The organism is Rhizobium sp. T1470, assembly GCF_042140505.1.
GTDB classification, from domain to species: Bacteria; Pseudomonadota; Alphaproteobacteria; order Rhizobiales; family Rhizobiaceae; genus Rhizobium; species Rhizobium favelukesii.
Window position 1 is genome coordinate 1013828 of sequence record NZ_CP148091.1, and the last position, 24715, is coordinate 1038542.

Sequence of the window (24715 nt, forward strand, 5' to 3'; positions counted from 1 at the left end):
AAATGGGCAAGCTCGGTTCCGCCTTCTACAATCGCCTGGTCATAGTCATTCCATATGTCTGGCTGCTGCTGTTCTTCCTGGCGCCGTTCTTCATCGTCTTCCGTATCTCGCTGTCGACCACGGCAATCGCCATGCCGCCCTACGAGCCGGTTTTTTTCCTCGGCGACGGCTGGGCCGGATTCTGGGAGAAGGTGAGCAGCTTCTCCTTCGAGAACTACAGCTATCTGATCGATGATCCGCTCTATATGAACGCCTACATATCGAGTCTGGTGATCGCCGGGATATCGACCTTTCTTACGCTGCTGATTGCCTATCCGATCGCCTATGGCATGGCAAAGGCTCCACGCACCATCCGCCCGACACTGCTGATGCTCGTCATCCTACCGTTCTGGACGAGTTTCCTGATCCGTGTCTACGCCTGGATCGCAATCCTGAAGCCGGAGGGGTTGTTCAATCAGCTGCTGCTGTCGCTGCATGTCATCGACAGCCCGTTGATCATCCTGAACACGAATGTCGCGGTCTATATAGGCATCGTCTATTCCTATCTGCCGTTCATGGTCCTGCCGCTCTATTCCTCGCTGGAGAAGATGGACGGTACCCTGATCGAAGCCGCGCAGGATCTCGGCTGCACGCCGATCACCGCGTTCTGGCGCGTGACCTTCCCGCTGTCGCTGCCCGGCGTCGTGGCCGGCTGCATGCTGGTGTTTATCCCGGCGGTCGGCGAATTCGTTATCCCCGACCTGCTTGGCGGATCGCAGACGCTGATGATCGGCAAGACGCTGTGGAACGAGTTCAACGCCAACCGCGATTGGCCGGTGTCCTCGGCGGTGGCGACGATCCTGCTGCTGATCCTGGTGATCCCGATCGTGTTCTTCCAGAACGCGCAGGCCAAAGCCGACGAGCAAGGGAGATAGACATGTTGAGATGGACCCGCTTCAACGTCGCCTCCGTCGTGCTCGGCTTTGCGTTTCTCTATCTGCCGATCGTTCTTCTGGTCGTGTTTTCCTTCAACGAGTCGAAGCTCGTGACTGTCTGGGGCGGCTTTTCGACCAAATGGTACGCCTCGCTCCTGCACAATCAGGCTTTGCTCGATGCCGCCTGGGTAACTGTTCGCGTCGGCATACTCTCGGCCACCGCGGCGACGATCCTTGGAACGCTCGCTGCAATCACGCTGGTGCGCTACACGCGCTTCCGCGGGCGGATGTTGTTTTCCGGCATGGTCTACGCGCCGCTGGTCATGCCTGAAGTGATCACCGGCCTGTCGCTTCTGCTGCTGTTCGTGGCGATCGGCCTCGACCGCGGCTTCTGGACGATCACACTGGCGCATACGACGCTGACCATGTGCTTCGTTGCCGTCGTCGTGCAGTCGCGACTGCTGAGCTTCGACAGTTCGATCGAGGAAGCGGCACAGGATCTCGGCGCACCGCCGGTGAGGACCTTCTTCGAAGTGACGCTGCCGATCATTGCGCCTGCGGTGTTCTCCGGTTGGATTCTCGCCTTCACATTGTCGCTGGATGACCTCGTCATCGCGAGCTTCACCTCCGGTCCCGGGGCGACGACGCTGCCGATGAAGATCTACAGCCAGGTCCGCCTCGGGGTAACGCCCGAAATCAACGCGGTCTGCACCATTCTGATCGGGATCGTGGCGATCGGCGTCATCTGCGCCTCTTTGATCACGAAACGCCGCGAACTGCAGCGCGAGCGCGATGAGCGTGCAGCGGCAAACGCGCCGTGATTACTTGGTCGATCCCTGCTGCGTGACGGGAGCCGGCGAGATGACTGGCTCCGGCCAGGCGCCGCCAACGAAGAACGGCAGAGGCGGGAAGCTCGTTGACGCCGTCGGGTCCGTCGCTTCGATCGTTCCCGACAATGCCAATCCATTCGATTGGTACGGGATGACGCCGGAAAGGATTAACGTCTGCTGCGGTCCCTCGATCCGTCCGCCGTGGATTGTCGCCGCGCCATCCGCGAGATCGGCGGCGATGTCGAAATTGTCGAAGGCGAAGGCTCGGTGGGATACCGCGTTCAAAGGGAAGAAGTCGGCCCGTGCGGCCTCTTCGCGTACGGCCTCCGCATCGAAGCCCGGAAGCGAGCCCGAGCGCGCGCGGAAGGCGACCCTGCCGGTCACGTCGCCCGCGCCGGCCTTCCAGAGCGGCATTGTTGTCTTGAGCGACATGTCGAGAGAGCCGGTGGCAAGGGGCAGCGGTCCCTTTAGCTGAAGCCGCTCGATCAAGCCGGCAAAGTCGGCGCCGCGGATCGACAGTTGCAGCTTGCCGCCGCCGTCGAAATCCCCGCGCATCGCCTCCAGATGAGCGGACAGCGCGCCACCTTCAAACTGGCTGTCGCCGATGTCGAACTTCGCCTCGTTGCTGGAAACGATGATGCTCGCGCCGACATCCGAAAGCGTGAAAGGCTCGATCAGCGCTTGTTTCGCGGAAAGCCGGAGGTCGAGATCCAGCTTCTGCAGCGCACCGCCATCCGCTGGCCCATTTGCTTCCCCGGCCGCCAGGCGAAGTATGAACGCATCGAAGAGCGATCTGAAGTTCATCTGGTCGAAAGCCAGCGTGCCGCCAAGCTTGGCGCGTTTGCCTGGCGGAAAGGCCACGTCCATCACACCCCTCGCATTCGATCCGTTCATGCTCATGGTGACATTGTCGAAGCGAAATCCGTTCGGAACCGAAGCGACATCGGTCTCGATCGCGAAGGTCTTTAGAGTCGCGAGACCGGGCAGTGAACGGTCGGCCCATGTTAGAAGAGCAGGAAGATCGCCGATGCTGAGGGACATGTTGCCGGCAAGGTCGAAGAAGTGCGAAATGTTCGCCAATCCCTGGAACCGTGCCGTGAGCAGGCTCGAGGTCAGCGATGCGCTCATTTCGGCCTTGCTGCCGCCGAAGATGAGCAGCGGACTGGGGGATGAGAAATCGAGTTTGAGGTCCTGTCCGCTCGTCCGCGCGATCAGCACGGCAGTGATTGGACTCGATAGTTTGCGCCAGCTGACGTCGGCGGTCACGCCGTCGAAACGGTAGGTCCGGCCGCTTGCGACATCGGCGACATTGACCGTCCCGTCCTCAACGGTAATGGCGCCGACGCTGGCATCCAGTTTTTTGTCGAGGACCTCTCTCCCACCTTCTTCGCGTGCGCCTGCAATCGCCCGCGCCAGAAGCCCCTCATTGGTCCAGTCGATCACGCCGCTGCTTTCGCGGGTAAGCTGCAAGTTGGGGCGGAGAAGGTGGAACTCGTGGAAGCTCGCACGCCCCCTGATCGCATCAATCAGGCTGAACTCGGCGGATAGGCTTTCGATCGTTCCCAGGAGCTTGTTGCCGTTGCCTTGCTGATGAACCGAAATCTTGCTGAGGGTGATGCGAGGCGTCGGCCAGAATTCGATCACCGGCTTGCCGGCGATCTCCGCACGATAGCCGGCCCAATTGGAGAGCGCATCCTCAATGCCAGAGCGAACGAGGCCGGTGGAAATCAGATAGGGGGCGGCGACACGAAGTGCCACGAAGATCGACAGCACGACAAGCAGCGTGACCGTGGCCAGCCTCGCAAAGCTCGGCAGCCAGCGGATCACCGGCCTGATTTTTCTCCGCCATCGCGGTTGTCGTGACGTCCCCATACAATCCGCCAGTCTCTTCGGCCACTGCGCTTAATGCTCTGAAAGGCCGGATATATCAAATGCCGCCTGCTTGCAAATGCACGCCGCTGGCTATGCTCGTCACTCCCTTTATAAGCTGATATTGCATGGTATATAGGCGAACGAACAGGAGGAGTGTCGAATGCACGACGATAAGCCACTTTGGGTGCCCTCGCGAGCATCGATCGAGGCAAGTCCGATGTATGCCTTCATGCAGAAGTGCAATCGCGACTTTGGGCTCTCACTGGCAGGCTATGACGATTTGCACGCCTTTTCGGTCGCTGACAGGCAGCGGTTCTGGACATCAGTCTGGGAATTCTGCGGCGTCAAGGGCGAGCGAGGAACGTCTGCGCTCCTCAACGGCGATGCCATGCTCGATGCACGCTTCTTCCCCGACGCCACCCTGAATTTTGCTGAGAACCTGCTTTCCGGAGAAGGTGCAGGTGATGCACTGATCTTTCGGGGGGAGGACAAGGTTGCCGATCGCTGGAGCTGGGACAGGCTCCGTAGTCTGGTTTCCAGGCTGCAGCAAGCATTCAAGGCAATGGGTATAGGTGCCGGAGATCGGATTGCGGCGATGATGCCGAACATGCCGGAAACGGTGGCCTGCATGCTGGCGGCCGCTTCGATCGGCGCAATCTGGTCGTCCTGTTCGCCAGACTTCGGGGAGCAGGGTGTACTTGATCGTTTTGGTCAGATCGAGCCGAAGCTTTTCATCACCTGCGACGCTTATTGGTATGGCGGCAAGCTGCAGGACGTGAAGGCCAAGGTGGCGACTGTGACAAAGCAACTTGGCGCCCCATGCCTCGTCATTCGCTATGCCGGCGATGCCTCTGCCGTCGTCAACGAGACGCCCGGCGCGAAGACACTGGAAGACTTCATCGCGCCGTTCGAACCGCGTTCTATCGAGTTTGTACGCCTGCCATTCTCGCACCCTCTCTATATTCTCTTCTCGTCGGGAACGACCGGCGTTCCGAAGTGTATCGTTCATTCCGCCGGCGGCACATTGTTGCAGCATCTCAAGGAACACCGGCTGCATTGCGGAATTCAGCCTGGGGAGAAGCTTTTCTATTTCACCACATGTGGCTGGATGATGTGGAACTGGCTGGTGAGCGGTTTGGCGGCCGGCGCCACGCTTTGCCTGTTCGACGGTTCACCTTTCGCGCCAGACGGTAACGTCCTCTTCGATTTTGCGGCAGCCGAGAAGTTTGCCGTCTTCGGCACGTCGGCGAAATATATCGACGCGGTTCGCAAGAGCGGGCTGACACCGCGCACCAGCCACGACCTCTCCAGTCTTCGGCTGATGACGTCCACAGGGTCGCCACTCTCGCCTGAGGGCTTCACCTTTGTCTACGAAGGCATCAAGCAAGACGTGCAGCTCGCCTCCATTTCGGGTGGCACCGATATCGTCTCCTGCTTCGTTCTCGGCAATCCCTTGCAGCCGGTATGGCGTGGCGAAATCCAAGGGGCAGGCCTCGGCCTGGCAATGGATGTGTGGGACGACGAGGGCCAGCCGGTGTGCCAGGAGAAAGGCGAGCTCGTCTGTACAAAGGCCTTTCCGTCGATGCCTGTGATGTTCTGGAACGATCCCGACGGCGCGAAGTACAAGGCGGCTTACTTCGAGCGTTTCGACAACGTGTGGTGCCACGGCGACTTCGCCGAATGGACCGAGCACGGTGGCATCGTCATCCATGGACGGTCCGACGCTACGCTCAATCCTGGCGGCGTTCGCATTGGAACCGCGGAGATCTACAACCAGGTCGAACAGATGGGCGAGGTCGCGGAGGCGCTCTGCATCGGCCAGGAATGGGATGACGATGTCCGCGTGGTCCTCTTCGTGCGTCTGGCGCCCGGCGCAGCCCTTACCGACGAGTTGGTGAAGGCGATCAAGAACCGTGTTCGCACCGGCGCCTCGCCACGTCACGTTCCCGCAAAGATCATCGCCGTCAGCGATATTCCCCGCACCAAGTCCGGAAAGATCGTCGAGCTTGCGGTTCGCGAGGTCGTCCACGGCCGGGCGGTAAAGAACAAGGAGGCCCTCGCCAATCCGGAGGCGCTGGAACTCTTTGCGGGGCTTGCGGAATTGCGCGTGTGACCGACGGACCGCACCGGCTGATTACAAGCTTTCACCTTTGAGAGATTGAAGGCTGCGGCAACCTTTCGTTAATAAACGTTGGTCAGAAGTAAATCTAACTTGGGGCTGCATATGAACGAGGCAGCCGGAGCCTGTGGCTCCCAAAACATGATGTTAGATTGACTAAGCCCTTGTTGAACAGCACCCGAACTCTCAGGCAGCCTTTTGGCTGCCTTTTTTCGTGTGCGCTTAGTATGGGCGCACTCTTGCGGGTGCAAGTCTCACCGCCCGCAACAGGACAAACCGAATGCAGGGAAACCTCAACTCCTCGAACCGCCCGGTGCGGACGCGCATGCCGGGTGGTGTGGGAGGGGTGAAGCCGAGAGGCTTCCCCCTATCCCGATTCAGCCTGCCAGGACCCGCTGCGACGGGAAGGCGATCTCGACCAGCGTGCCTTCGTTGGGTGCGGAGCTGATCGCGAAGATTGCCCGGTTCGCGTCGACCATCGCCTTGGTCAGCGGCAGGCCGAGCCCCGTGCCGTCGCCACGGTGGCGCGACTGTGCGGAAACCTGACGGAACGGCTTCATGGCCTGGTCGAGTTCGCTCCGGGTCATTCCGACGCCGGTATCACGCAGTCGCAATACGACGCTGCCGTTTGCCTCGTAGGAGGTGGAAACGACAATTTGCCCACCCGCCGGCGTGAAGCGTATCGAGTTGGAGAGGATGTTGAGCGCGATCTGCTTGATCGAACGAAGGTCGGCAACGACATCAGGCACGGCTTGGGAGAGAGCGGTGCGGATGATCACGCGCTGGCTGTTGGCCTGCGGCTGGAGCAGCGAAACCGCCTCGGAAACCGCCTCGTTAAGATCAATGGCGCTGAAATCCAGGTCCATTTCGCCGGCCTCGATCTTCGAGATATCGAGCAGATCGTTGACGATATCGAGGACATGGCGTCCGGACCGACCGATGTCGTTGGCATATTCGACATAGCGCGGATGCCCGATCGGACCGAAACGCTCGGTTGCCATCATGTCGGAGAAGCCGATGATCGCATTGAGCGGCGTGCGGATCTCGTGGCTGACCCGCGCGAGGAAATCGGTCTTGTGTTCGTTGGCGGTCTCGGCTGCGCTCTTGGCGCTGCGCAGTTCGTCCTCCGTGCGTTTCCACTGGGTGATGTCGCGAATGACCGCGCAATAGCCGCTCGAGGAGGTGAGACGTCCCATCGTCATGAAGAGCGGCACGAAGCCGCCGCCGGCCTCGCGGCCGATGACTTCCCGGCCGTCGTTGAGCACGCTTGCGACACCGTGATCTGACAGACCGCCGAGGTAATCAAGCACAGCCTTCTGGCTCTCATGCGCAAAGAGCATGACGAACGGCTTCCCGCGGGTCTCTTCTTCGTCGTAGTTGAACAGCGCGCTCGCCGAGCGGTTCATCGAGCGGATGTCGCCCTCGGCGCCAATTGTGACGACCCCGTCGGTTGCCGTTTCCAGGATCGAACGCAGTTCTTCGACTTCCACCTGCAGCTTGGCGACCTTCTCCAGCATCCTGTCGAAGGAGCGGGGCTCTGCCGGCGGTGCGGGGCGCGCGGGAACCGCCGCGTCGATTGCTGCCGGCATCAGCGCGAGCATCAAGGCACTGCTTTCCTCCCAGCGAATGGACTGCAGCCGCGCCGTAACCGGAACGAGACTATCATCGACCGTTACCAGCATCATCGAGCCGGCACGGCTGGCACTTCCTTCGAGCTCGGAGCGCTGCAGCAGTGCATCGATACCGCCGACCTCGCTCAGTTCCTCCAGCGTCTTGTAGCCGGTCAGTCGCATGAATTCCGGGTTGGCGTGGATCAACTGGTCGCCCGCATGCACGAGGACGGCGACGGGCAACTGGTCGATCGTGGCGGCGGATAGCCCGGTGGCCATTTTGGCGCGCGGCGGGATGAAGCTCGCCAGCATGTCCATTTGGCTGACGGTTTCTTCCAGCCCTTCGGTCACACCGTCGTCGGACGCGGAGGTCGCATCGATCGTCTCGGGTTCGTCAGCTACAGCCTGTGCCTCGTCGGTTTGTTCCACTTCGGACGAGGCGTCGATGATGTCGTCTTGGAACCCGGGCGAATCATCATCGTGCGTGCCGACCGTCGGCATCTCCATCGCCGGGAGGTCGCGGTCTTCGGTCTCGCTCACCGCAGGCTCGTCGTCGCGCGGTTCCGGCTCGCGGACGCCAAAGGCTTCGAGACGCTTGGCGATCTCGCGGAAATTTGCCTGCTCGGCCGAGGTGAGCTGCGGTCCGGCGCCGTGGAGTTGCACGATCTTGTCGGTCAGGCGGCGGCTTGGATTTTCGACCATCCGCAGGGCCGGAGGCTCTGCAGGTGGTTGTGGCTTTGTCGGCTCGGTCGTCGTCTCGATGTCAGTTTCGGCGGTTGCAGCCTCTTCTGCAGGCGGCTCGGAAGCGGGGGCGACCGTCTCCGCCACTGTCGGGTCGCTGGTCGCCACTTCATCGGCGAGCGCTGACAACGCGGTGTCTTCGGAGGCCTCGACCGGCTGATCGAGTGCTGCCACGTCATTGATGATGCCGTTCGGGCCAAGTGTCAGTCCGAGCGCCAAGGGATCTTCGGCGGCATCGGACAGGCGCACGACGCCGAAGCCGCGAAAGCCGTCGAATTCCCGGCTTCGGGTGTAAGTGGGTAGAGCCGCGAGGTCGACCGGCACAGCCAGGCTGGTTCCTTCGATCGGCCAGTTGATCGTCTTGCCCGACCAGGTGTCGCGGCGCGCCAGGGCTTCGCTGATCTTGCCTTCCGGATCGAGGTTGAAGAGGGCCGAAATATCGCTGAACGGCGTGCCGATAATGTCAGCCGCATGCGGCCCCACCGCCTCGGCAAATTCATTCGACACTTCGCTGAACCGTCCTGCCGCGTCGATCTTCCAGACGAAACGGGTCGCGCGACTGTTCGGATTGAAAACGAAGACGCCCGCCTTGGCGACCGTTTCCGGCTCCGACTGCTCTGTGCCAAGGGCGACGACGGCATCCTGATCGGCTGCCGCGACATTTCCGGCAGCTGGTGCCTCCGCTGGACTATCTTCGACTGCGGCGGCCACTGCTTCATCGTCTAGGGCGGTCACAGCCGGTTCATCCGTCAGGCCGTCCGGCGTGGTCTCGATTGCATGTGCCTCCGTGTGTTCTGGGGAGGGCTGTTTGCCTGCGTCGTCCGTCGCCACCGCCGGCAGCTGTCCGTCTTCCTGGCTGACCTCCTCAGGTGCTGGCTCAGCGTCCATCGCTGCTTCGGCGATTGCGACAGCTTCCGTGGTCATCGCTTCGGCTGCATCGCTCTCATGGATGTCCTCTTCGGGAGGCTCTTCCATGTCTTCGATGCCGGCGATGGCATCGATTGCGTCGACGAAGCTTGCGGCTTGTGGCGCCCCGTTATGGTTAACGGCGGCTGTGGATAAGTCGTCTGCGGGGGCCGGCGCGTCGATCGGGTCGAGATGCCCGATGACGGTTTCAACGGCGAAAAGCAGATTGAGCACCGGCTCGTCACTGAGTCGTCCAACGGCGGCCGGAAGGTAGCCTTTGCCGGTGGCGACGGGTCGTTTCACCAATCGGTCGGCATGATCGCTGGCGAGCGTCGTCATGGCCTTGGCGGTCTGCTGCGTGACGCCGAGCGCGGCAAAGCCGGGCGAGGCGGCGATGATCTCGCCGTTAGCGCCAATCACGGCCATATGCGTATCGGGGTCGTCCAGTCCCTTGAGCATCTGTTCTGCGGAAGCTTTGATCGAGAGGGTGCGGGTCGCAATCGGCAGGGACAGAAGAACAGCACGCTCGCCCGAGGAAAGGCGGATCAGTTCGACTGTCGCCTGTGCGGCAACGCGCTGGAAGCCCCTGGCAATACGGATCACGAAGTTGCGGCTGTCGCCGACATCTGCAAGCTGCCGTGCCGTTGCCTCGAGCTGGCGAAAGGTGATGTTGGCTGCGTCTATGCCTTGGTCAAGCAGGTCGTAGACTGCCGATTGCCCGAAGAGTTCGGCGCCGGCGCCGTTTGCCCAGAGCGCGCGGCCGAGATCTGCCGACAGCAGGACCATAGCTTCGCCACGCGAAAAACGTTCCCGCACGCGTGGATGCACGGCGATGTCGATGAACGGATATTGGACTGTGGGCATGATCGAACCTTCAGCTTCGGTCATTGTGAAATTAATAGTCTATTAATAACGATAGGCCGGAATTGGGTCCAGAACAGCGCCCGGTTTTCGGCTGGAAAGGTTAACGCGTTGTGCGCCGCACAAACATGTTGCAATGCACAAAAATCTGCGCTATATAATGAACACCTAACCTACGAGGCAATCACGCATGCCGAGGCAAAAGGAGCGCAAACCAATGGCTAGCATAAAGATGGACGACGTTTTTTCAATGTCGTCTTTTGATCCTTCCAAGTTCACTGAATCCTTCCGCGATTTCGCGGAAAAGGGCGCGCAGCAGTCGCGTGAAGCCTACACGAAGATGAAGACCGCTGGCGAAGAAGCGAGCAAGACGCTTGAAGCGACTGTTCAGACCGCCCAGGCAGGCGCCATTGAGATCGGCCACAAGGCGATCGACGCTCTGCGCACGAACGCTGAAAACTCGCTGACGCATATGGAAGCGCTGCTTGCAGTCAAGTCGGTCGCCGAACTCGTCGAGCTGCAGACCACCTTCCTGCGCAAGCAGGTCGAGCTGACGATCGAGCAGGCCAAGACCATGCAGGAAACCTCCAAGCAGGTTGCCGAAAAGCTCGCGAAGCCTTCCAAGGAAGCAGCTGAAAAGGTCATGGCCTCCTTCAAGACGGCCTGATTTTTCGACACGATACACGAAGGGGCTGGACCATTTGTCCGGCCTTTTTGTATATTGGGGAGAGATAGGGCTTGAATTAATTTGCAAGTCCTCGTATGTGACCCCCGTCGCGTCGGACGCGATTTGTGCGGTTGTAGCTCAGTTGGTTAGAGCGCAGGTTTGTGGCACCTGAGGTCGGAGGTTCGAGACCCCCCAACCGTACCATTCTACTCCTCTCGTAAATATCTGAATTCCCAATGCGAAGTTCATCGCGTTTGTTCGCACAAGCGGACCGGGCGCGGAGTGAGACGTACCCGGCCGGAACGATGGACGGCTCAGTCTGCGACCGGGACCACCAGCTCGAATTCGACAGGCAGGCCGAGCGGAATGCTGACGACACCGAGGACCACTCGGCCGGAAAGCATGTCCGACCCCGAAGACCTTGGCGAGGATGTCGGAGGCACCGTCCGCGACCTTCGCATGGTCGCGGAAATCACCTACCGTCGCAATGCAGAGCCAAGCTTTGCCACCGCACTCACTTTGTCGAACGATCCGAGATGCGCCCGAATCGCCGCAACAGCGCTCAGGGCGGCAATTTCGACCGTCTTTCGTCCATCCTCCGCCGATAGCTCGGCGCCAACGCGGCCGATGACTTGCGGCTCGTGGCCGACGACGGACACCATTGCGCTCAGACAGGGGAGATTGCCGATCTTCACGCTCTCACGTAATTGCCAAAGGGCGTTGGCGCCGGAGGTAGCGTAATTCCGAGATCTTTCAGCCGCCGTTCTGCGCCAGCGGTGGACGCTTTGCCAGGGGTTACCATTTGCCCAAATGTGCGCCGCCGTCGACGTTCAGCACCTTCCCGGTTGTGCCGGAGCCTTCGTCAGAAACAGCACCGCGTCGACGATTTCGTCGACGCTGGAGATGCCCGCCATGGGTGACCGCGTCTTCAGGAAGTCTTTTGGGTTATCCTTGTGAAGCGGCGTCTCGACAACACCGGGCGCCACCGCACGCGGATCCCATTCTTGGCATATTCCATTGCGACGTTCGTCGAGATCGCCTGGATGCCGCCCTCGGTGAGCATCGCAACCGAGGCATTCATGCCGGCAATAGGATGATCGAGCAGCGGTGTGGGTGATGCTGACGATACTGCCGCGGGTCTTCTGCGCCAGCATCTGCCGGACAACGAGCTGCGTCAGATGGAGAAAGCCCTCGAGGTGTCCACGACCTCCAGTCCATCAGGGCTTTTGCCTGCAGGGGACACGGGATCAGTCTGCTGCCTTCAAACTATTGCGAGGATCAGATTGCCAGCGGCGATCTCGTCCGCGTCCTTCCGGAATGGTCGCCGCCGACGGTTTTCGTGCACCTCGTCTATCCCACCCGACGGTTTCTTCCGTCGAAGCTGCAGGTCTGCCTGGAGGAGCTGAAGCGCTGGAAAAGCCGGGCGGGACGCCGCTTCGATGACCGCGCTCGGGACTGACGGACGGACGCATGGACCGTCCGCCAGGAGGCGTTTATCGATCAATACTTCGATGGAACATAAAGCTGCGGCGGCAATACCTTACGCTCGTAGTCGGGATTGAAGACGCGGTCCGGCAGCGTGATTTCCTCGTGCGGAACGTCACCATAGGGGATCTGCTGCAGCAGGTGATCGATGCAGTTCAACCGCGCCCGCTTCTTGTCGTTGCCTTCGACGATATGCCAGGGCGCTTCGGGAATGTTGGTGCGCGCGAAGGTCTCTTCTTTTGCCTTGGTATAGCCTTCCCAGCGGACGCGCGATTGCAAGTCCATCGGCGAAAGCTTCCACTGCTTCAGCGGGTCGTGGATGCGCACAAGGAAGCGCATCTGCTGTTCTTCGTCGGTAATGGAGAACCAGTATTTAACGAGCCTGATGCCCGAGCGGACGAGCATGCGCTCAAACTCCGGCACGTCGTTGAAGAATTGGTCGACCTGATCCTCGGTCGCAAAACCCATGACCCGCTCGACGCCGGAGCGATTGTACCAGGAGCGGTCGAAGAGAACGATTTCGCCGCCGGCAGGCAAATGCGGCACGTAGCGCTGGAAGTACCACTGCGTCTTCTCGCGGTCAGAAGGGGCGGGCAATGCGACGGCACGAACGACGCGCGGATTGAGGCGCTGCGTGATGCGTTTGATCACGCCGCCCTTTCCTGCGGAATCGCGGCCCTCGAAGATCACGACGACCTTCTCCTTGTTGTAGACCACCCAATCCTGAAGCTTGATCAGCTCTGCCTGCAGCGACAGCAGCGCACGAAAATAATCGAGCCGCGGAATCGATGCCGGGTGCGCGGTGCGGTAGATTTTGCGGATCGCGTCGGAGAGCGCCGGCTCCGAGAGCTCCAGCTCATAATCCTCGTCGAGGGTGTCGGCCAGTTCGGCCTCGAGCCAATCGGACTGGTTGTTGTCGGATATGTTGTTCATGGACGTTTCCCCTCGATGCATTCGTGGCAAGATTTGAAATACAGGTACCTAGCCGGCGTCAGAACAACTGGCGCAAGACGACAAATAGAAGAAAGGCGATCAGGATCGAGGCTGGCAGCGTCAGAATCCAGGCCATCAGCATGTTCCTCACCGTCGACCACTGAAGCCCCGAGCCGTTCGCGGCCATCGTGCCGGCAACGCCTGATGAGAGTACATGGGTCGTGGACACCGGCAGGCCCAGAGGGTCTGCCGCGCCGATCGTCGCCATCGCCACGACCTCAGCCGCGGCACCCTGGTCATAAGTGAGATGCGTCTTGCCGATCTTCTCGCCAACGGTGACGACGATCCGCTTCCAGCCGACCATCGTGCCGAGCGCGAGCGCCAGGGCAACCGCGATCTTGACCCAAAGCGGAATGAACTTCGTCGCGTTGTCGACGGCCTTGTGATAGTTCGTCACTGCCTGCAAATCTGCGACATCCATGGGAAGAAGCTTTTTCTTGTCAATGAGTTTCGGCGCTTCGCCGATGAGATAGATGTCGTTGCGGACGTTACTGACAAGGCTGGTCGGAACCGCCTCGAGGCTCGGGAAGGCAGCAACCTCGGCGCTGGTGGCATGTATGAACTCTTGCAACGCAGGGGTGGTTTCATCCGTCCAGGTCTTGTTCTTGACGGCATTGCTCACTTCGGCTCGGTAGTCGGGGACCTGCACGCCGGGTCTGATGTACTTGCCAAGGGCCGTCTCGACCTGCACGGAAGCAGACTTGTAAGCCTCGAGATAGTTGACATCAGGCGTGCGGTTCAGGGCGAAGGCCGTCGGAACGAGACCGATCAGGATCAGCATGATCAGCCCCATTCCTTTCTGACCGTCGTTGGAGCCATGCGCAAAGCTGACGCCAGTGCATGTGAAGATGAGAAGGGCGCGGATCCACAGTGGCGGCGGGTTATTGCCTCTGGGCTCCTCGTAAAGGGCCTTGTTGCGGATCACGAACTTCATGACCAACAACAACAGCGCCGCCATACCGAAGCCGATGAGCGGAGAAATCAGCAGGGAAAGGCCGATATTCGTGGCCTGCGACCAGTCGACGCCACTCGTGGCGCTGCCGGTAGGCGCGAGGAACTGTTTGCGAGCCCGACACCGATGATCGAGCCGACGAGTGTATGCGAGCTCGATGAGGGAAGGCCGAGATACCAGGTGCCGAGATTCCAGACGATCGCTGCCAGAAGCAGCGCAAAGACCACGGCAAGGCCCGATCCCGAGCCGACCTGCAGGATCAATTCCACCGGCAGAAGCGCCAGGATGCCAAAGGCGACGGCGCCGCTCGACATCAGGACGCCGAGGAAATTGAAGACGCCCGACCAGACGACGGCCAGTTCCGCCGGCATCGAGCGGGTATAGATGACGGTGGCAACCGCGTTGGCGGTGTCATGGAAGCCGTTTACAAATTCGAAGCCAAGGGCAATTAACAGCGCTATCCCGAGCAGGATCCAGGGAACGGCAACTGCGCTCGTTAGGTCCCGGCCGAGAGCATAGGCAACATAGCCAAGTCCTACGAGAAGCAGGATCAAGAATACGGGGACGAACCATCGTCCTGAGCTTGTCCCCTCAAGTGGATGGCTGGGACGATCATGACGATGTTCTTCACCCTGAACTATTGTCATCTTCCGGCTCGCTCCCATCTCGCCTGGTCCTTAGTCGGGTCTATTCCCTTAGAATGAACCTCCTGTGACATTGGGTGCGTGGCTCGTGCATTGAGTTTGAAGAATTGCTCGCTTTATACGTGCGTTCGTCAATGGATCAGACATAGATAAATTGCGATATCGCTAACTGGACGCGGTTCGGCCACGTTCTTGCCGCGCTTTGTTCATTCTTTGCTAATAAATCGGTCCGCCGGGGCGGGTGATCTTCGCGCCGCGCGCTCGCATGATCCTCTGGCCTGGCGGTATCGTTGGATCCGACCTATATCCGCTGCTGCCAGACTTGCTTCGGGAAATGCCTCGCGCTTTCGAAGCAAATCCGGCGATGCTTCGGCTTTCGCCGATGCGCTTTGACGGAGGCCTCATCGCCCGAACCTTGTGGTCTCATTTGCCCAATTTCGATCGCAATGATTCGTCCTCAAGCCCATGCGGACGCCTAAAAATAGGTGACAAATCGCCGCGTGCGAGACGTTATTTGGACACATGGCTGCCTCTACGCGCAGGACGAGGCGGTCAGGCAAATGTGCTTTGCTTACAAAGGACAACGAAGTTTTGCGAACTTAACCGCGCTCCTGTCGCCGGGCTCTCGTCGATCACGGATTAACCATACTGCATTGCAATTCGTGATCGAGAGTGCCATTTTCCCGCCGGGGGCTAATTCAGAGTGATTTCAGAAGGAGACTTAAATGTCCATTTCGCTCAGCAATCTGGATGCATCCAAGGCTACCGCCGTTTCGGCCATGAATGTAGCCGCTGCTGTACGTGCCGCTCGTGAGGCGGTCGGCTATAGCGTCGATGACCTCGCAGTGACCTGCGGCCTGGTCGTCAATGAGATTGAGGAAATCGAGGGTGGCGAGGATGCTGATCCCGCCAAGCTCAAGCGGATCGCCGCTGCTTTGCAGGTGCCGCTCTCATCGTTGGTTCCGATGTGATCATGACCTCAGGGCCGGGCAGGCATTTGCCCGCCTGGCCTTGCCTTCCCTTCAAACTGCCTGAAACGACCTCCTTCATTTCTTTTTAACTATCCCCTCCGAACAGGCTGAATGCTTTTGCCCGCAAAGGGTAGTTTTACCGTCGCTGATTGTGCGGTGCGTTAGCAACTTCATAGCAAATGTCCCTCGAAGAGCCGAGCGCCTGTGCGCTGCGGCGGATTCCTGTATCGGGGAGATAGAATGAGCCGGGTTCGTCGCATTGGCGCCACGCGGATTGATTTGAACGAATTTATCAAGCGCAGCGCGCTTGCCGTCCTTTCCATTCTCGCGGTTTTGCTGCCGATCCTGAAGGTCAGCTTCACGAGCGAGTCGGACGAGATGGTTCTCGGGGATTTTCAGCTGCTCGGCGGGGCGGCTTATCTCTTGCCGGTGGCATTTCTCTGCGGTCTTGCGACCGTTGTCATCGATGGCATGCGGGCACACGCTCGCTTCATCGACATGGCCGGATTGATCATTGCGCTGGTGGCTGTCTCGCGCGGCGCATATGCTCTCGGCTCAAGCCTTATGCAGGACGTGGCGCCAGTTGATGAACCTTCGCAAAGGCTCGATCAATTGGCGCAAGTCTCCTTGTCCTACGGCAGCATTCCCTTGCTGCTGGTGCTCTTCGGCGCCTTTTGGCAATTGCGGAAGTCCTGGCGCAACTGAGCTGCATGCCTGCGGATGGAACCGCTCCCGCTCCCTAGACGTTTCGTCGATAGGAGAAATATACATGTCTAAAGCGCTTCTATATGGTGCGACCAAGGTGGACGAAGACAATAGCGCTTATTCCGCCATAGCAAGCCTCGAGCAATTCCAGTGGCGCAACCGCGTCCTAGTCGTCTTTGCCGACAAGAAAAACGCGCGAGCCGCGCGCCAGGAAAATCAGCTTCTCGCCAATCGCGATGCCTTGCAGGAACGCGATATCGTCATTCTCAAGATTACCGGCGGCAGTGTGAGGGTCCTCTTCGGAGCCGGCGAAAATCTCGATGCTGCGGCGATTGCAGGCGAGGTGGGCGATCCCACTGTCGGAGAGTTCGCGGCCTTTCTCGTGGGCAAGGACGGGACGGTGAAGCTCAAGGTCAGCGAACCGATCACCAGCGGCGAACTGTTCGCCATCATCGATGGCATGCCAGTGCGCGCAGCAGAAGTTGCCGCAGAGAAGCAGCAGACGAGCGAAGAGCCTGAGAAGCGCGGCTGATCCTTGTGCTGCTGAGCCTACATCACAGGAATATGTGGCGCTCGGCGGCGACGAGTTCCTGCAGGAAATCGGAAACGGTGCGTACCCGCACGAGTTCACGCGCACTTTCGTGAAACGTCGTCCAGTATGCCCGCCGGATCGAAATATCCGGCAGGATGCGCACCAGTTGGGGATGCTGCCGGGCAATATAATCGTGCAGGATCCCGATCCCGGCGCCCGAAAGTACAGCTTCAGTCTGCCCGGTCGCCGAGGAAATCTCGAAGGCCGCGTTCCAGTTGCGCATCACCTCGCCGGTGAAGTTCAGCGATTGGGAAAAGATCAGATCCTCGACATAGCCGATCCGCCGGTGCTGCTTCAGGCCCTCTGCGTCAGCAGGCAGGCCGTTGAGCTCGGCATAGCGTTGCGAGGCGTAGAGACCGAGCGTGTAGTCGGTAAGCTTGGCCGAGACGAGGCGGCCCTGTTCGGGCCGCTCCAGCGTGATGGCGATATCCGCCTCACGCTGCGACAGCGAGAAGGACCGCGGTACCGGCACGAGCTGGATCTTCAGTTCCGGATGGCGTTCGATCAGGCGGCCCATGCGGGGCGCGAGAAAGGAAACGCCGAAACCGTCAGGCGCGCCGACACGCACCGTCCCCGCGATCGCCGTATCGGTGCGGCCGAGATTGGCCTGCACGGACAGCATTTCGGTTTCCATCCGCTCCGCAGATGCGAGGAAAACTTCGCCCTCGGCCGTCAGCTCGCAGCCGTTTGTGCGGCGGACGAAAAGGCGGCTCTTCAGCGCCTCTTCCAACGAGGTGAGCCGCCGTGAGAGCGTGGCGTGGTTGAGCCCCAACCTTTTTGACGCGGCAAGGATTTGCCCAGTACGAGCAACCGCGAGGAAGATGCGGACGTCGTCCCAGTTCATGGCTTTGCTCGCATCATGACGGGTTCGACATCGACCAATGTCAGCGACGTCACCATCCCAGCAGTTCCGCTCTTATATTTGAGGAAATGCGGCGTCCTCAGATGCACCTCGTACGCCTTCGAGCTGGCATAGACCTCAAGGATGCGGATTTTGTGCGGACTATCCTTGATGGAGACCACATGCAGGGAAAGGACGCCGTCCTCCAATGTGACAGATGCCTCGATCTCCTCAGCCAATAGAGCGCGATAGGCTTCAAGCTGGTCCGGATCGATCTCGAGCTCCGCCATTCTGACGACAAGTTTGCCGCTCATTGAAGTACTGCCTCCTCTTGAGTTCGGTTTGCCCGCTGCGTGCCGGGCCAAGCCTCGGAATAGAACTTGGGAGAAGCATCGGCTCTCGGCTGAGCTTCAATTCATGCACAACGGTTGCTTATCTTAGCTTATTGATTTGTGCAAATTGAAGTGCGATTGTTGGTCATCCAAAAAAACAGGAGGAGCATCCTATGCGTGAGATTGGTCATTTCATCGGCGGTAAGCATGTCGCTGGCACCAGCGGCCGCACCAGCAACATCTTTAATCCGGCAACCGGCGAAGTTCAGGCGACTGTGGCGCTGGCAAGCGTCGAGGATTTGCGCGCCGCCGTCGAGAACGCCAAGGCCGCTCAGCCGAAGTGGGCAGCCACGAACCCGCAGCGCCGCGCCCGCGTCTTCTTCAAGTTCGTCGAGCTGCTGAACAAGCACATGGATGAACTCGCGACACTTCTGTCCACCGAGCACGGCAAGACTGTCGAAGATTCCAAGGGCGACATCGTCCGTGGTCTTGAAGTCTGCGAATTCGTCTGCGGTATTCCGCATCTGCAGAAGGGTGAATTCACGGAAGGCGCCGGTCCTGCTATCGACATGTATTCGATGCGTCAGGCGGTCGGTATCGGTGCGGGCATCACCCCGTTCAACTTCCCGGCCATGATCCCGATGTGGATGTTTGCGCCGGCAATTGCCTGCGGCAACGCTTTCATCCTGAAGCCGTCCGAGCGCGATCCGTCCGTACCGCTGCGTCTTGCAGAACTGATGATTGAGGCTGGCCTCCCGGCAGGCATCCTGAACGTGGTCAACGGCGATAAGGCTGCGGTTGACGCCATCCTGACGGATCCGGATATCGGCGCGGTCTCCTTCGTCGGTTCCACGCCGATTGCCCGCTACGTCTATGGAACGGCTGCCATGAACGGCAAGCGCGCACAGTGCTTCGGCGGCGCGAAGAACCACATGATCATCATGCCCGACGCCGACATGGACCAGGCCGTCAACGCTCTGATGGGCGCAGGCTACGGCTCTGCCGGCGAGCGCTGCATGGCGATCTCGGTCGCCGTCCCGGTCGGTGAGGATACCGCCAATCGCCTGGTGGAGAAGCTGGCGCCGAAGATCGAGTCGCTCCGCATCGGTCCTTACACCGACGAGAAGGCCGACATGGGTCCGCTCGTCACCAAGGAAGCCTATACCCGTGTCAACGGGCTTATCGACCGTGGCGTGGAGCAGGGTGCAAAGCTCGTCGTCGATGGCCGCGGCTTCAAGCTGCAGGGCTACGAGGACGGCTATTTCGTCGGTGGCACGCTGTTCGACCATGTCACGCCTGACATGGATATCTACAAGACCGAGATCTTCGGGCCGGTCCTCTCCGTCGTTCGCGCCAAGAACTACGAGGAAGCCCTGGATCTGCCGATGAAGCACGAATATGGCAATGGTGTCGCGATCTACACCCGTGATGGCGATGCCGCCCGTGACTTCGCCTCGCGCATCAATATCGGCATGATCGGCATCAACGTTCCGATCCCGGTTCCGCTTGCCTACCATTCCTTCGGCGGTTGGAAGGCATCGAGCTTCGGCGACCTCAACCAGCACGGTTCGGACTCGATCAAGTTCTGGACCAAGACGAAGACGATCACCGCCCGCTGGCCCTCGGGTATCAAGGACGGCGCCGAATTCGTCATGCCGACGATGAAGTAAGCGAACAACGATGTAATTGAATTGGGGGGCTTAGGCCCCCAATTTGCTCTTTTAAGTTGCTGAATTCGAGCGTGCGCGCTTCTCAATCCGCGACCGAATAGCTAGGTCCGACCTCGAGCCGTCAGTACGACTGGCCGAGGGGTAGGGAAAACACATGCTCTTTACGAATCAAATGCTGGCGGAAGCCCCAGCAAACCCGTTTGTACGCGCGAAATTCACCGGCAGCGCGTCTAAATATTTCGGCATCTGGATCGTCAACGTACTTCTGACAATCGCGAGAGAGCGGTCTTGTCGAGCGTGCTGAGTGCGATCAGTCGATCTCATGCGCAACGTAGGAATGGACCCGGTTGCGCTCGTTCGCTTCTTCGGCGCGCTCGAAGAGAAGCTCGCGGATCATTCCAGAACAAGCATGCTATCCACCCATCCTGGAACGCCGGACCGCAAGGACGCCATCCTGAAGTATCGGGCGGTTCGGACTGAAATAACCGTCGCGGCAATCCGTCTCACATAAGGTGAATATGAATTTCATATTTTGGAATTGTTCAAAACTACCAAAGCCACTATATAGACCACTTGCAACTGACGATTCTGGAGATCGGCATGCGTTTGACCAAGCAGACCAACTATGCGGTTCGCATGTTGATGTATTGCGCTGCCAATGATGGGCAGCTGAGCCGGATTCCGGAGATTGCCAGGGCATATGGCGTTTCTGAACTCTTTCTGTTCAAGATCTTGCAGCCTCTCAACAAGGCCGGCCTGGTCGAGACGGTTCGCGGCCGCAACGGCGGTGTGCGGCTCGGCAAACCGGCGAAGGACATTAGCCTCTTCGACGTGGTTCGCGTCACGGAAGATAGCTTTGCGATGGCGGAGTGCTTCGAGGACGACGGCATGGTCGAATGCCCGCTTGTCGACAGCTGCGGCTTGAACTCCGCCTTGCGCAAGGCGCTCAACGCCTTTTTCGACGTGCTGGCGCAATATTCGATCGACGATCTCGTCAAGGCGCGGCCGCAGATCAACTTCCTGCTGGGCCTGACGGGCGATCGTGAACCTCGTCGCAAGCCGACGATTGCCGCTCCGGCGGCCTAACCCGCGATGACGAATTTTTGATGCGACCGTGGCAGAGTTTCGTGCCGCGGTTGTTCTGTTTTAGGGGAGTTTGGGCTAAAAATTCGCGCGTGGCGTGTGCAGCAATGCTCTTGCCGACGCGAAATTATACCAAATGCGACAGGAATCGAGTTTATCCAGTCCGTTTATTTCTAAATGCGGCCCATTTTTGGCGGAAAATTACTAAAGTTGTCCATCTGGAAAAATTTTCCACTTCGGTCGTTGATTTCAGCAAATAAATGTCGTTCCATCTGCCGTCATTCCGGAGGGTTTCCGGGATCTCAAAGAAAAGAACAAACCTGGGAAACGATATCATGAAAAAGATGTCTGTCTTGTTGGCCGCGACGGTCCTGGCTTCGGCCATGGCATCCGCAGCCTGGTCCAAAACGCTCGTTTACTGCTCCGAGGGCTCGCCGGAAGGCTTCGATCCCGGCATTTACACTGCAGGCACCACTTTCGACGCTTCCTCGCGCACGGTCTACAGCCGTCTCGTCGAGTTCCAGCACGGCAAGACCGAAATCGAGCCGGGCCTGGCCGAAAGCTGGACGGTTTCCGACGACGGCATGGTCTACACCTTCAAGCTCCGTCCGGGCGCCAAGTTCCAGACGACCGAGTTCTTCACGCCAAGCCGCGATCTGAACGCTGATGACATCGTCTTCTCATTCGAGCGCCAGTTGAAGGCTGATAGCCCGTGGGCGAAGTATGTCGCTGGCGTTTCCTACGAATATGCGGCAGGCATGGGCTTCCCCGACCTCATCAAGTCGGTCGAGAAGGTCGACGACCTGACCGTCAAGTTCACGCTGAACCATCCGGAAGCACCGTTCCTCGCTGACCTCGCAATGGACTTCGCCTCCGTTCTGTCGAAGGAATATGCCGACAAGCTGCAGGCTGACGGCAAGATGGAGCAGATGAACCAGATGCCGCTCGGCACCGGTCCGTACACCTTCGTCGCCTACCAACCGGATGCCGTCATCCGCTACAAGGCCAACGAAACCTACTTCAAGGGCAAGGAAAAGATCGACGATCTCGTTTTCGCGATCACCCCGGACGCTTCCGTCCGTGCCCAGAAGCTGAAGGCCGGCGAATGCCACATCATGCCGTACCCGAACGCGGCTGACATCAAGGATCTGCAGACCGACTCGAGCCTGAAGGTTCTGGAACAGCCGGGCCTGAACGTCTCCTACCTCGCCTACAACACGCTTCAGGCTCCGTTCGACAAGGCCGAAGTGCGCAAGGCGCTGAACATGGCGATCAACAAGCAGGCGATCGTCGAGGCCGTCTTCCAGGGCGCCGGCCAGGTTGCCAAGAACCCGATCCCGCCGACGATGTGGTCGTATAACGACGCCATCAAGGACGACGCCTACAACCCGACCGAGGCCAAGGCCCTGCTCGAAAAGGCTGGCGTCAAGGATCTCAGCATGAAGATCTGGGCAATGCCGGTTTCGCGTCCGTACATGCTGAACGCACGTCGCGCCGCTGAACTGATGCAGGCTGACCTCGCCAAGGTCGGCGTCAAGGTCGACATCGTTACCCACGAATGGGCTGAATACCTGAAGCTCTCCAAGGACAAGGCCCGCGACGGTGCTGCGATCCTCGGCTGGACGGGTGACAACGGCGACCCGGACAACTTCCTTGATACCCTGCTCGGCTGCGAAGCCGTCGGCGGAAACAACCGCGCGCAGTGGTGCAACAAGGAATTCGACGACCTCGTGAAGAAGGCCAAGAAAACCGCTGACGTCGCTGAGCGCACCAAGCTCTACGAACAAGCTCAGGTCGTCTTCAAGAAGGAAGCTCCGTGGGCGACGATCGATCACTCCACGGAATTCGTACCGATGAGCGCCAAGGTTTCCGGCTACGTGCAGGATCCGGTTGGTGTTCACCGCTTCGACGGCGTTGATATCGCCGAGTAATCAAAATTATGCAAAGATGCCCGGCAATCCCGGGCTTGGCCGGCGGTCAGGTTTGATACCTGACCGCCGGAACACTATGGACACTTGCCAATGTTGCGATTTCTCATCGGACGCCTCGCGATCCTGATCCCAACCTTCATCGGCGTTTCGCTCATCGCCTTCTCGTTCATCCGTCTGCTGCCCGGCGATCCGGTCATGCTGATGTCGGGCGAACGTGTGATGGCGCCGGAACGTCATGCCCAGGTCATGCATGATCTCGGCCTCGATCGTCCGGTCTACGTGCAATACCTGGATTACCTCGGCAATGTGGTGCAGGGTGATCTCGGTTCGTCGATCGTCACCAAGCGCCCGGTTCTGCAGGAGTTCGGTTCGCTGTTTCCGGCGACGCTCGAGCTCTCGCTCTGCGCCATCCTGTTTGCCATCGTGCTTGGCATCCCCGCTGGCATCTTCGCAGCCGTCAAGCGGGGAACATGGTTCGACCAGGGTGTGATGGGCGTGGCCCTTGTCGGCTATTCGATGCCGATCTTCTGGTGGGGGCTGCTGCTCATCGTTCTCTTCTCGAATACGCTGCACTGGACCCCTGTGTCTGGCCGCATCTCGCTGATGTATTTCTTCAAGCCGGTCACCGGCTTCATGCTGATCGACAGCCTGCTGTCCGGCCAGGCCGGCGCATTCAAGTCCGCGTTCGTTTCGTTGATCCTGCCGACGATCGTTCTCGGAACCATCCCGCTTGCCGTCATCGCGCGGCAGACACGCTCGGCCATGCTTGAAGTGCTGGGAGAAGACTATGTTCGCACCGCACGCTCCAAGGGCCTCGCACCGATACGCGTCGTCGGCCTGCATGCGCTGCGCAACGCCATGATACCGGTTGTGACTTCGATCGGTCTGCAGGTCGGCGTCCTGCTCGGCGGCGCAATCCTGACGGAAACGATCTTCTCCTGGCCGGGTATTGGCAAATGGATGGTCGATGCCGTCTTCAAGCGCGACTACACCGTCGTTCAAGGCGGGCTGCTGCTGATCGCCGGCATCATCATGATCGTCAATCTGATCGTCGACCTCATGTACGGTCTCATCAACCCACGTATTCGTCACTAGGAGCGGCTTATGAGTGTGATAACCACCAAGTCGACCCAACCGTCGGGGCTCTCTGAGTTCTGGTACTACTTCTCTCGCAACAAGGGCGCCGTCATCGGCCTCGGCATCTTTCTGCTGGTCCTTTTTATGGCGATCTTCGCGCCGTTGATTGCCCCGCATGATCCGAACGTTCCTTTCGACGGCATGCAGCGCGTGCCGCCGGTGTGGTCGGAAAAGGGCAATTCGATGTTCCTGCTCGGAACGGATGCCGTCGGTCGCGATATGCTTTCGCGTCTGATTTATGGCACGCGCTTCTCGCTGTTCATCGGCCTCGTCGTCGCATCGCTGTCTGCTGTCGCCGGCGTCCTGCTCGGCCTCGTTGCCGGCTATTTCCGCGGTCGCGTCGACACCTTTATCATGCGCGTCATGGATATCATCCTGGCCTTCCCGTCGTTGCTGCTGGCCCTCGTGCTGGTCGCCGTCCTGGGTCCCGGCCTGCTGAACGCCATGATCGCCATCTCGATCGTCAATCAGCCGCATTTCGTGCGCCTGACGCGCGCTGCTGTGATCAGCGAGCGCGAGAAGGAATATGTCGTAGCATCACGCGTGGCGGGCGCCGGTACGTTCCGTCTCATGTTCAAGACCATTCTGCCGAATTGCTTGGCGCCGCTGATCGTCCAGGCGACGCTCGCATTCTCTGCCGCGATCCTGGATGCCGCGGCTCTCGGCTTCCTCGGCATGGGTGCCCAGCCCCCGACATCAGAGTGGGGCACAATGCTTGCCGACGCGCGTGAATTCTTCCAAAGCTCGCCATGGCTCGTTACTTTCCCGGGTCTCTGCATCCTCATCACCGTTCTCGCCATCAACCTGATGGGCGACGGTCTGCGCGATGCGCTTGATCCCAAACTGAAGAGGTCCTGAG

The 24715-nt window shown here is 59.7% G+C and carries 20 protein-coding genes, 1 tRNA gene and 3 pseudogenes; 16 read left to right on the forward strand and 8 right to left on the reverse strand.

From position 1 onward, the window contains the following. The first annotated feature begins 2 nt into the window (after positions 1 to 2). Entirely contained in the window at positions 3 to 914 is a 912-nt protein-coding gene (locus WGT02_RS05105) for an ABC transporter permease subunit (protein ID WP_208248790.1), read from the forward strand. Positions 915 to 916: 2 nt separating this feature from the next. Beyond that, the gene (locus WGT02_RS05110; RefSeq protein WP_024312968.1) at positions 917 to 1735 is read left to right on the forward strand and encodes an ABC transporter permease; all 819 of its coding nucleotides are present in this window, start codon (positions 917 to 919) and stop codon (positions 1733 to 1735) included. Here WGT02_RS05110 and WGT02_RS05115 read toward each other — a convergent pair whose 3' ends face one another. After that, on the reverse strand, positions 1736 to 3616 hold the full coding sequence (locus WGT02_RS05115; protein WP_208248788.1) for an AsmA-like C-terminal region-containing protein: 1881 nt from the start codon (positions 3614 to 3616) through the stop codon (positions 1736 to 1738). A 160-nt stretch (positions 3617 to 3776) separates the two neighbouring features. Here WGT02_RS05115 and WGT02_RS05120 point away from each other — a divergent pair, with 160 nt between their 5' ends. Further along, entirely contained in the window at positions 3777 to 5729 is a 1953-nt protein-coding gene (locus WGT02_RS05120) for an acetoacetate--CoA ligase (protein ID WP_208248786.1), read from the forward strand. A 383-nt stretch (positions 5730 to 6112) separates the two neighbouring features. On the opposite strand, the gene WGT02_RS05125 is transcribed toward WGT02_RS05120, so the two are convergent. Continuing rightward, entirely contained in the window at positions 6113 to 9856 is a 3744-nt protein-coding gene (locus WGT02_RS05125) for a PAS domain S-box protein (protein WP_024312965.1), read from the reverse strand. 214 nt (positions 9857 to 10070) lie between these two features. On the opposite strand from WGT02_RS05125, the gene WGT02_RS05130 reads away from it, so the two are divergent. After that, positions 10071 to 10520: a phasin gene (locus WGT02_RS05130; protein WP_024312964.1), complete on the forward strand. Its 450-nt coding sequence runs from the start codon at positions 10071 to 10073 to the stop codon at positions 10518 to 10520. Positions 10521 to 10647: 127 nt separating this feature from the next. Beyond that, a tRNA-His gene (locus WGT02_RS05135) sits at positions 10648 to 10724 on the forward strand. A gap of 110 nt (positions 10725 to 10834) precedes the next feature. Here WGT02_RS05135 and WGT02_RS05140 read toward each other — a convergent pair. Together WGT02_RS05140 and WGT02_RS05145 are read right to left on the reverse strand one after the other, a co-directional pair. Continuing rightward, a pseudogene (locus WGT02_RS05140) lies at positions 10835 to 11322 on the reverse strand (RidA family protein). Next, positions 11316 to 11719, reverse strand: a pseudogene (locus WGT02_RS05145) (SDR family NAD(P)-dependent oxidoreductase); the annotation flags it as partial. The pseudogenes WGT02_RS05140 and WGT02_RS05145, both read right to left, overlap by 7 nt. A 53-nt stretch (positions 11720 to 11772) precedes the next feature. Here WGT02_RS05145 and WGT02_RS05150 point away from each other — a divergent pair. Then, positions 11773 to 11979, forward strand: coding sequence for a LysR substrate-binding domain-containing protein (locus WGT02_RS05150; RefSeq protein ID WP_339151147.1), 207 nt, complete (start codon positions 11773 to 11775; stop codon positions 11977 to 11979). A gap of 41 nt (positions 11980 to 12020) precedes the next feature. Here the strand turns inward: WGT02_RS05150 and ppk2 are convergent, their stop codons facing one another. Both ppk2 and WGT02_RS05160 read right to left on the reverse strand, forming a co-directional pair. After that, entirely contained in the window at positions 12021 to 12938 is a 918-nt protein-coding gene (ppk2, locus tag WGT02_RS05155; RefSeq protein ID WP_024312961.1) for a polyphosphate kinase 2, read from the reverse strand. 58 nt (positions 12939 to 12996) lie between these two features. Next, positions 12997 to 14597: pseudogene (locus WGT02_RS05160) on the reverse strand (inorganic phosphate transporter). Between the two features lie 722 nt (positions 14598 to 15319). Between WGT02_RS05160 and WGT02_RS05165 the strand changes: the two are divergent. From WGT02_RS05165 to WGT02_RS05175, 3 genes are all read left to right on the forward strand, one after another. Next, positions 15320 to 15565 (forward strand): helix-turn-helix domain-containing protein, encoded by a 246-nt coding sequence (locus WGT02_RS05165; RefSeq protein WP_024312958.1) that lies wholly within the window; start codon positions 15320 to 15322, stop codon positions 15563 to 15565. Positions 15566 to 15805: 240 nt separating this feature from the next. After that, positions 15806 to 16270 carry a hypothetical protein gene (locus WGT02_RS05170; RefSeq protein ID WP_024312957.1) on the forward strand — a complete coding sequence of 155 codons (465 nt, stop codon included), beginning with the start codon at positions 15806 to 15808 and terminating at the stop codon, positions 16268 to 16270. A gap of 64 nt (positions 16271 to 16334) precedes the next feature. Then, positions 16335 to 16802 (forward strand): DUF4174 domain-containing protein, encoded by a 468-nt coding sequence (locus tag WGT02_RS05175; protein ID WP_024312956.1) that lies wholly within the window; start codon positions 16335 to 16337, stop codon positions 16800 to 16802. Positions 16803 to 16824: 22 nt separating this feature from the next. Here the strand turns inward: WGT02_RS05175 and WGT02_RS05180 are convergent, their stop codons facing one another. Next, on the reverse strand, positions 16825 to 17706 hold the full coding sequence (locus WGT02_RS05180; RefSeq protein ID WP_208248784.1) for a LysR family transcriptional regulator: 882 nt from the start codon (positions 17704 to 17706) through the stop codon (positions 16825 to 16827). Then, positions 17703 to 18017: a putative quinol monooxygenase gene (locus WGT02_RS05185; RefSeq protein WP_208248782.1), complete on the reverse strand. Its 315-nt coding sequence runs from the start codon at positions 18015 to 18017 to the stop codon at positions 17703 to 17705. Before WGT02_RS05185 ends, WGT02_RS05180 begins: the two co-directional genes overlap by 4 nt. Positions 18018 to 18208: 191 nt before the next feature. Here WGT02_RS05185 and WGT02_RS05190 point away from each other — a divergent pair, with 191 nt between their 5' ends. The 7 genes from WGT02_RS05190 to WGT02_RS05220 all read left to right on the forward strand — a co-directional run bounded on the left by WGT02_RS05190 (position 18209) and on the right by WGT02_RS05220 (position 24714). Continuing rightward, positions 18209 to 19705 (forward strand): CoA-acylating methylmalonate-semialdehyde dehydrogenase, encoded by a 1497-nt coding sequence (locus WGT02_RS05190; RefSeq protein ID WP_037069087.1) that lies wholly within the window; start codon positions 18209 to 18211, stop codon positions 19703 to 19705. Between the two features lie 172 nt (positions 19706 to 19877). Next, positions 19878 to 20009 (forward strand): DUF898 family protein, encoded by a 132-nt coding sequence (locus WGT02_RS05195; protein WP_225039795.1) that lies wholly within the window; start codon positions 19878 to 19880, stop codon positions 20007 to 20009. Continuing rightward, complete coding sequence (locus tag WGT02_RS05200) at positions 20010 to 20216, forward strand: hypothetical protein (RefSeq protein WP_375679161.1); 207 nt, start codon at positions 20010 to 20012, stop codon at positions 20214 to 20216. It begins immediately after the preceding gene. A gap of 89 nt (positions 20217 to 20305) precedes the next feature. Beyond that, entirely contained in the window at positions 20306 to 20791 is a 486-nt protein-coding gene (gene rirA / locus WGT02_RS05205; RefSeq protein ID WP_024312952.1) for an iron-responsive transcriptional regulator RirA, read from the forward strand. 332 nt (positions 20792 to 21123) lie between these two features. Continuing rightward, entirely contained in the window at positions 21124 to 22719 is a 1596-nt protein-coding gene (locus WGT02_RS05210; protein ID WP_208248780.1) for an ABC transporter substrate-binding protein, read from the forward strand. Positions 22720 to 22809: 90 nt separating this feature from the next. After that, positions 22810 to 23814: an ABC transporter permease subunit gene (locus WGT02_RS05215; RefSeq protein ID WP_037114015.1), complete on the forward strand. Its 1005-nt coding sequence runs from the start codon at positions 22810 to 22812 to the stop codon at positions 23812 to 23814. A 9-nt stretch (positions 23815 to 23823) separates the two neighbouring features. Then, positions 23824 to 24714: an ABC transporter permease subunit gene (locus WGT02_RS05220; RefSeq protein ID WP_024312949.1), complete on the forward strand. Its 891-nt coding sequence runs from the start codon at positions 23824 to 23826 to the stop codon at positions 24712 to 24714. Position 24715 lies beyond the last annotated feature (1 nt).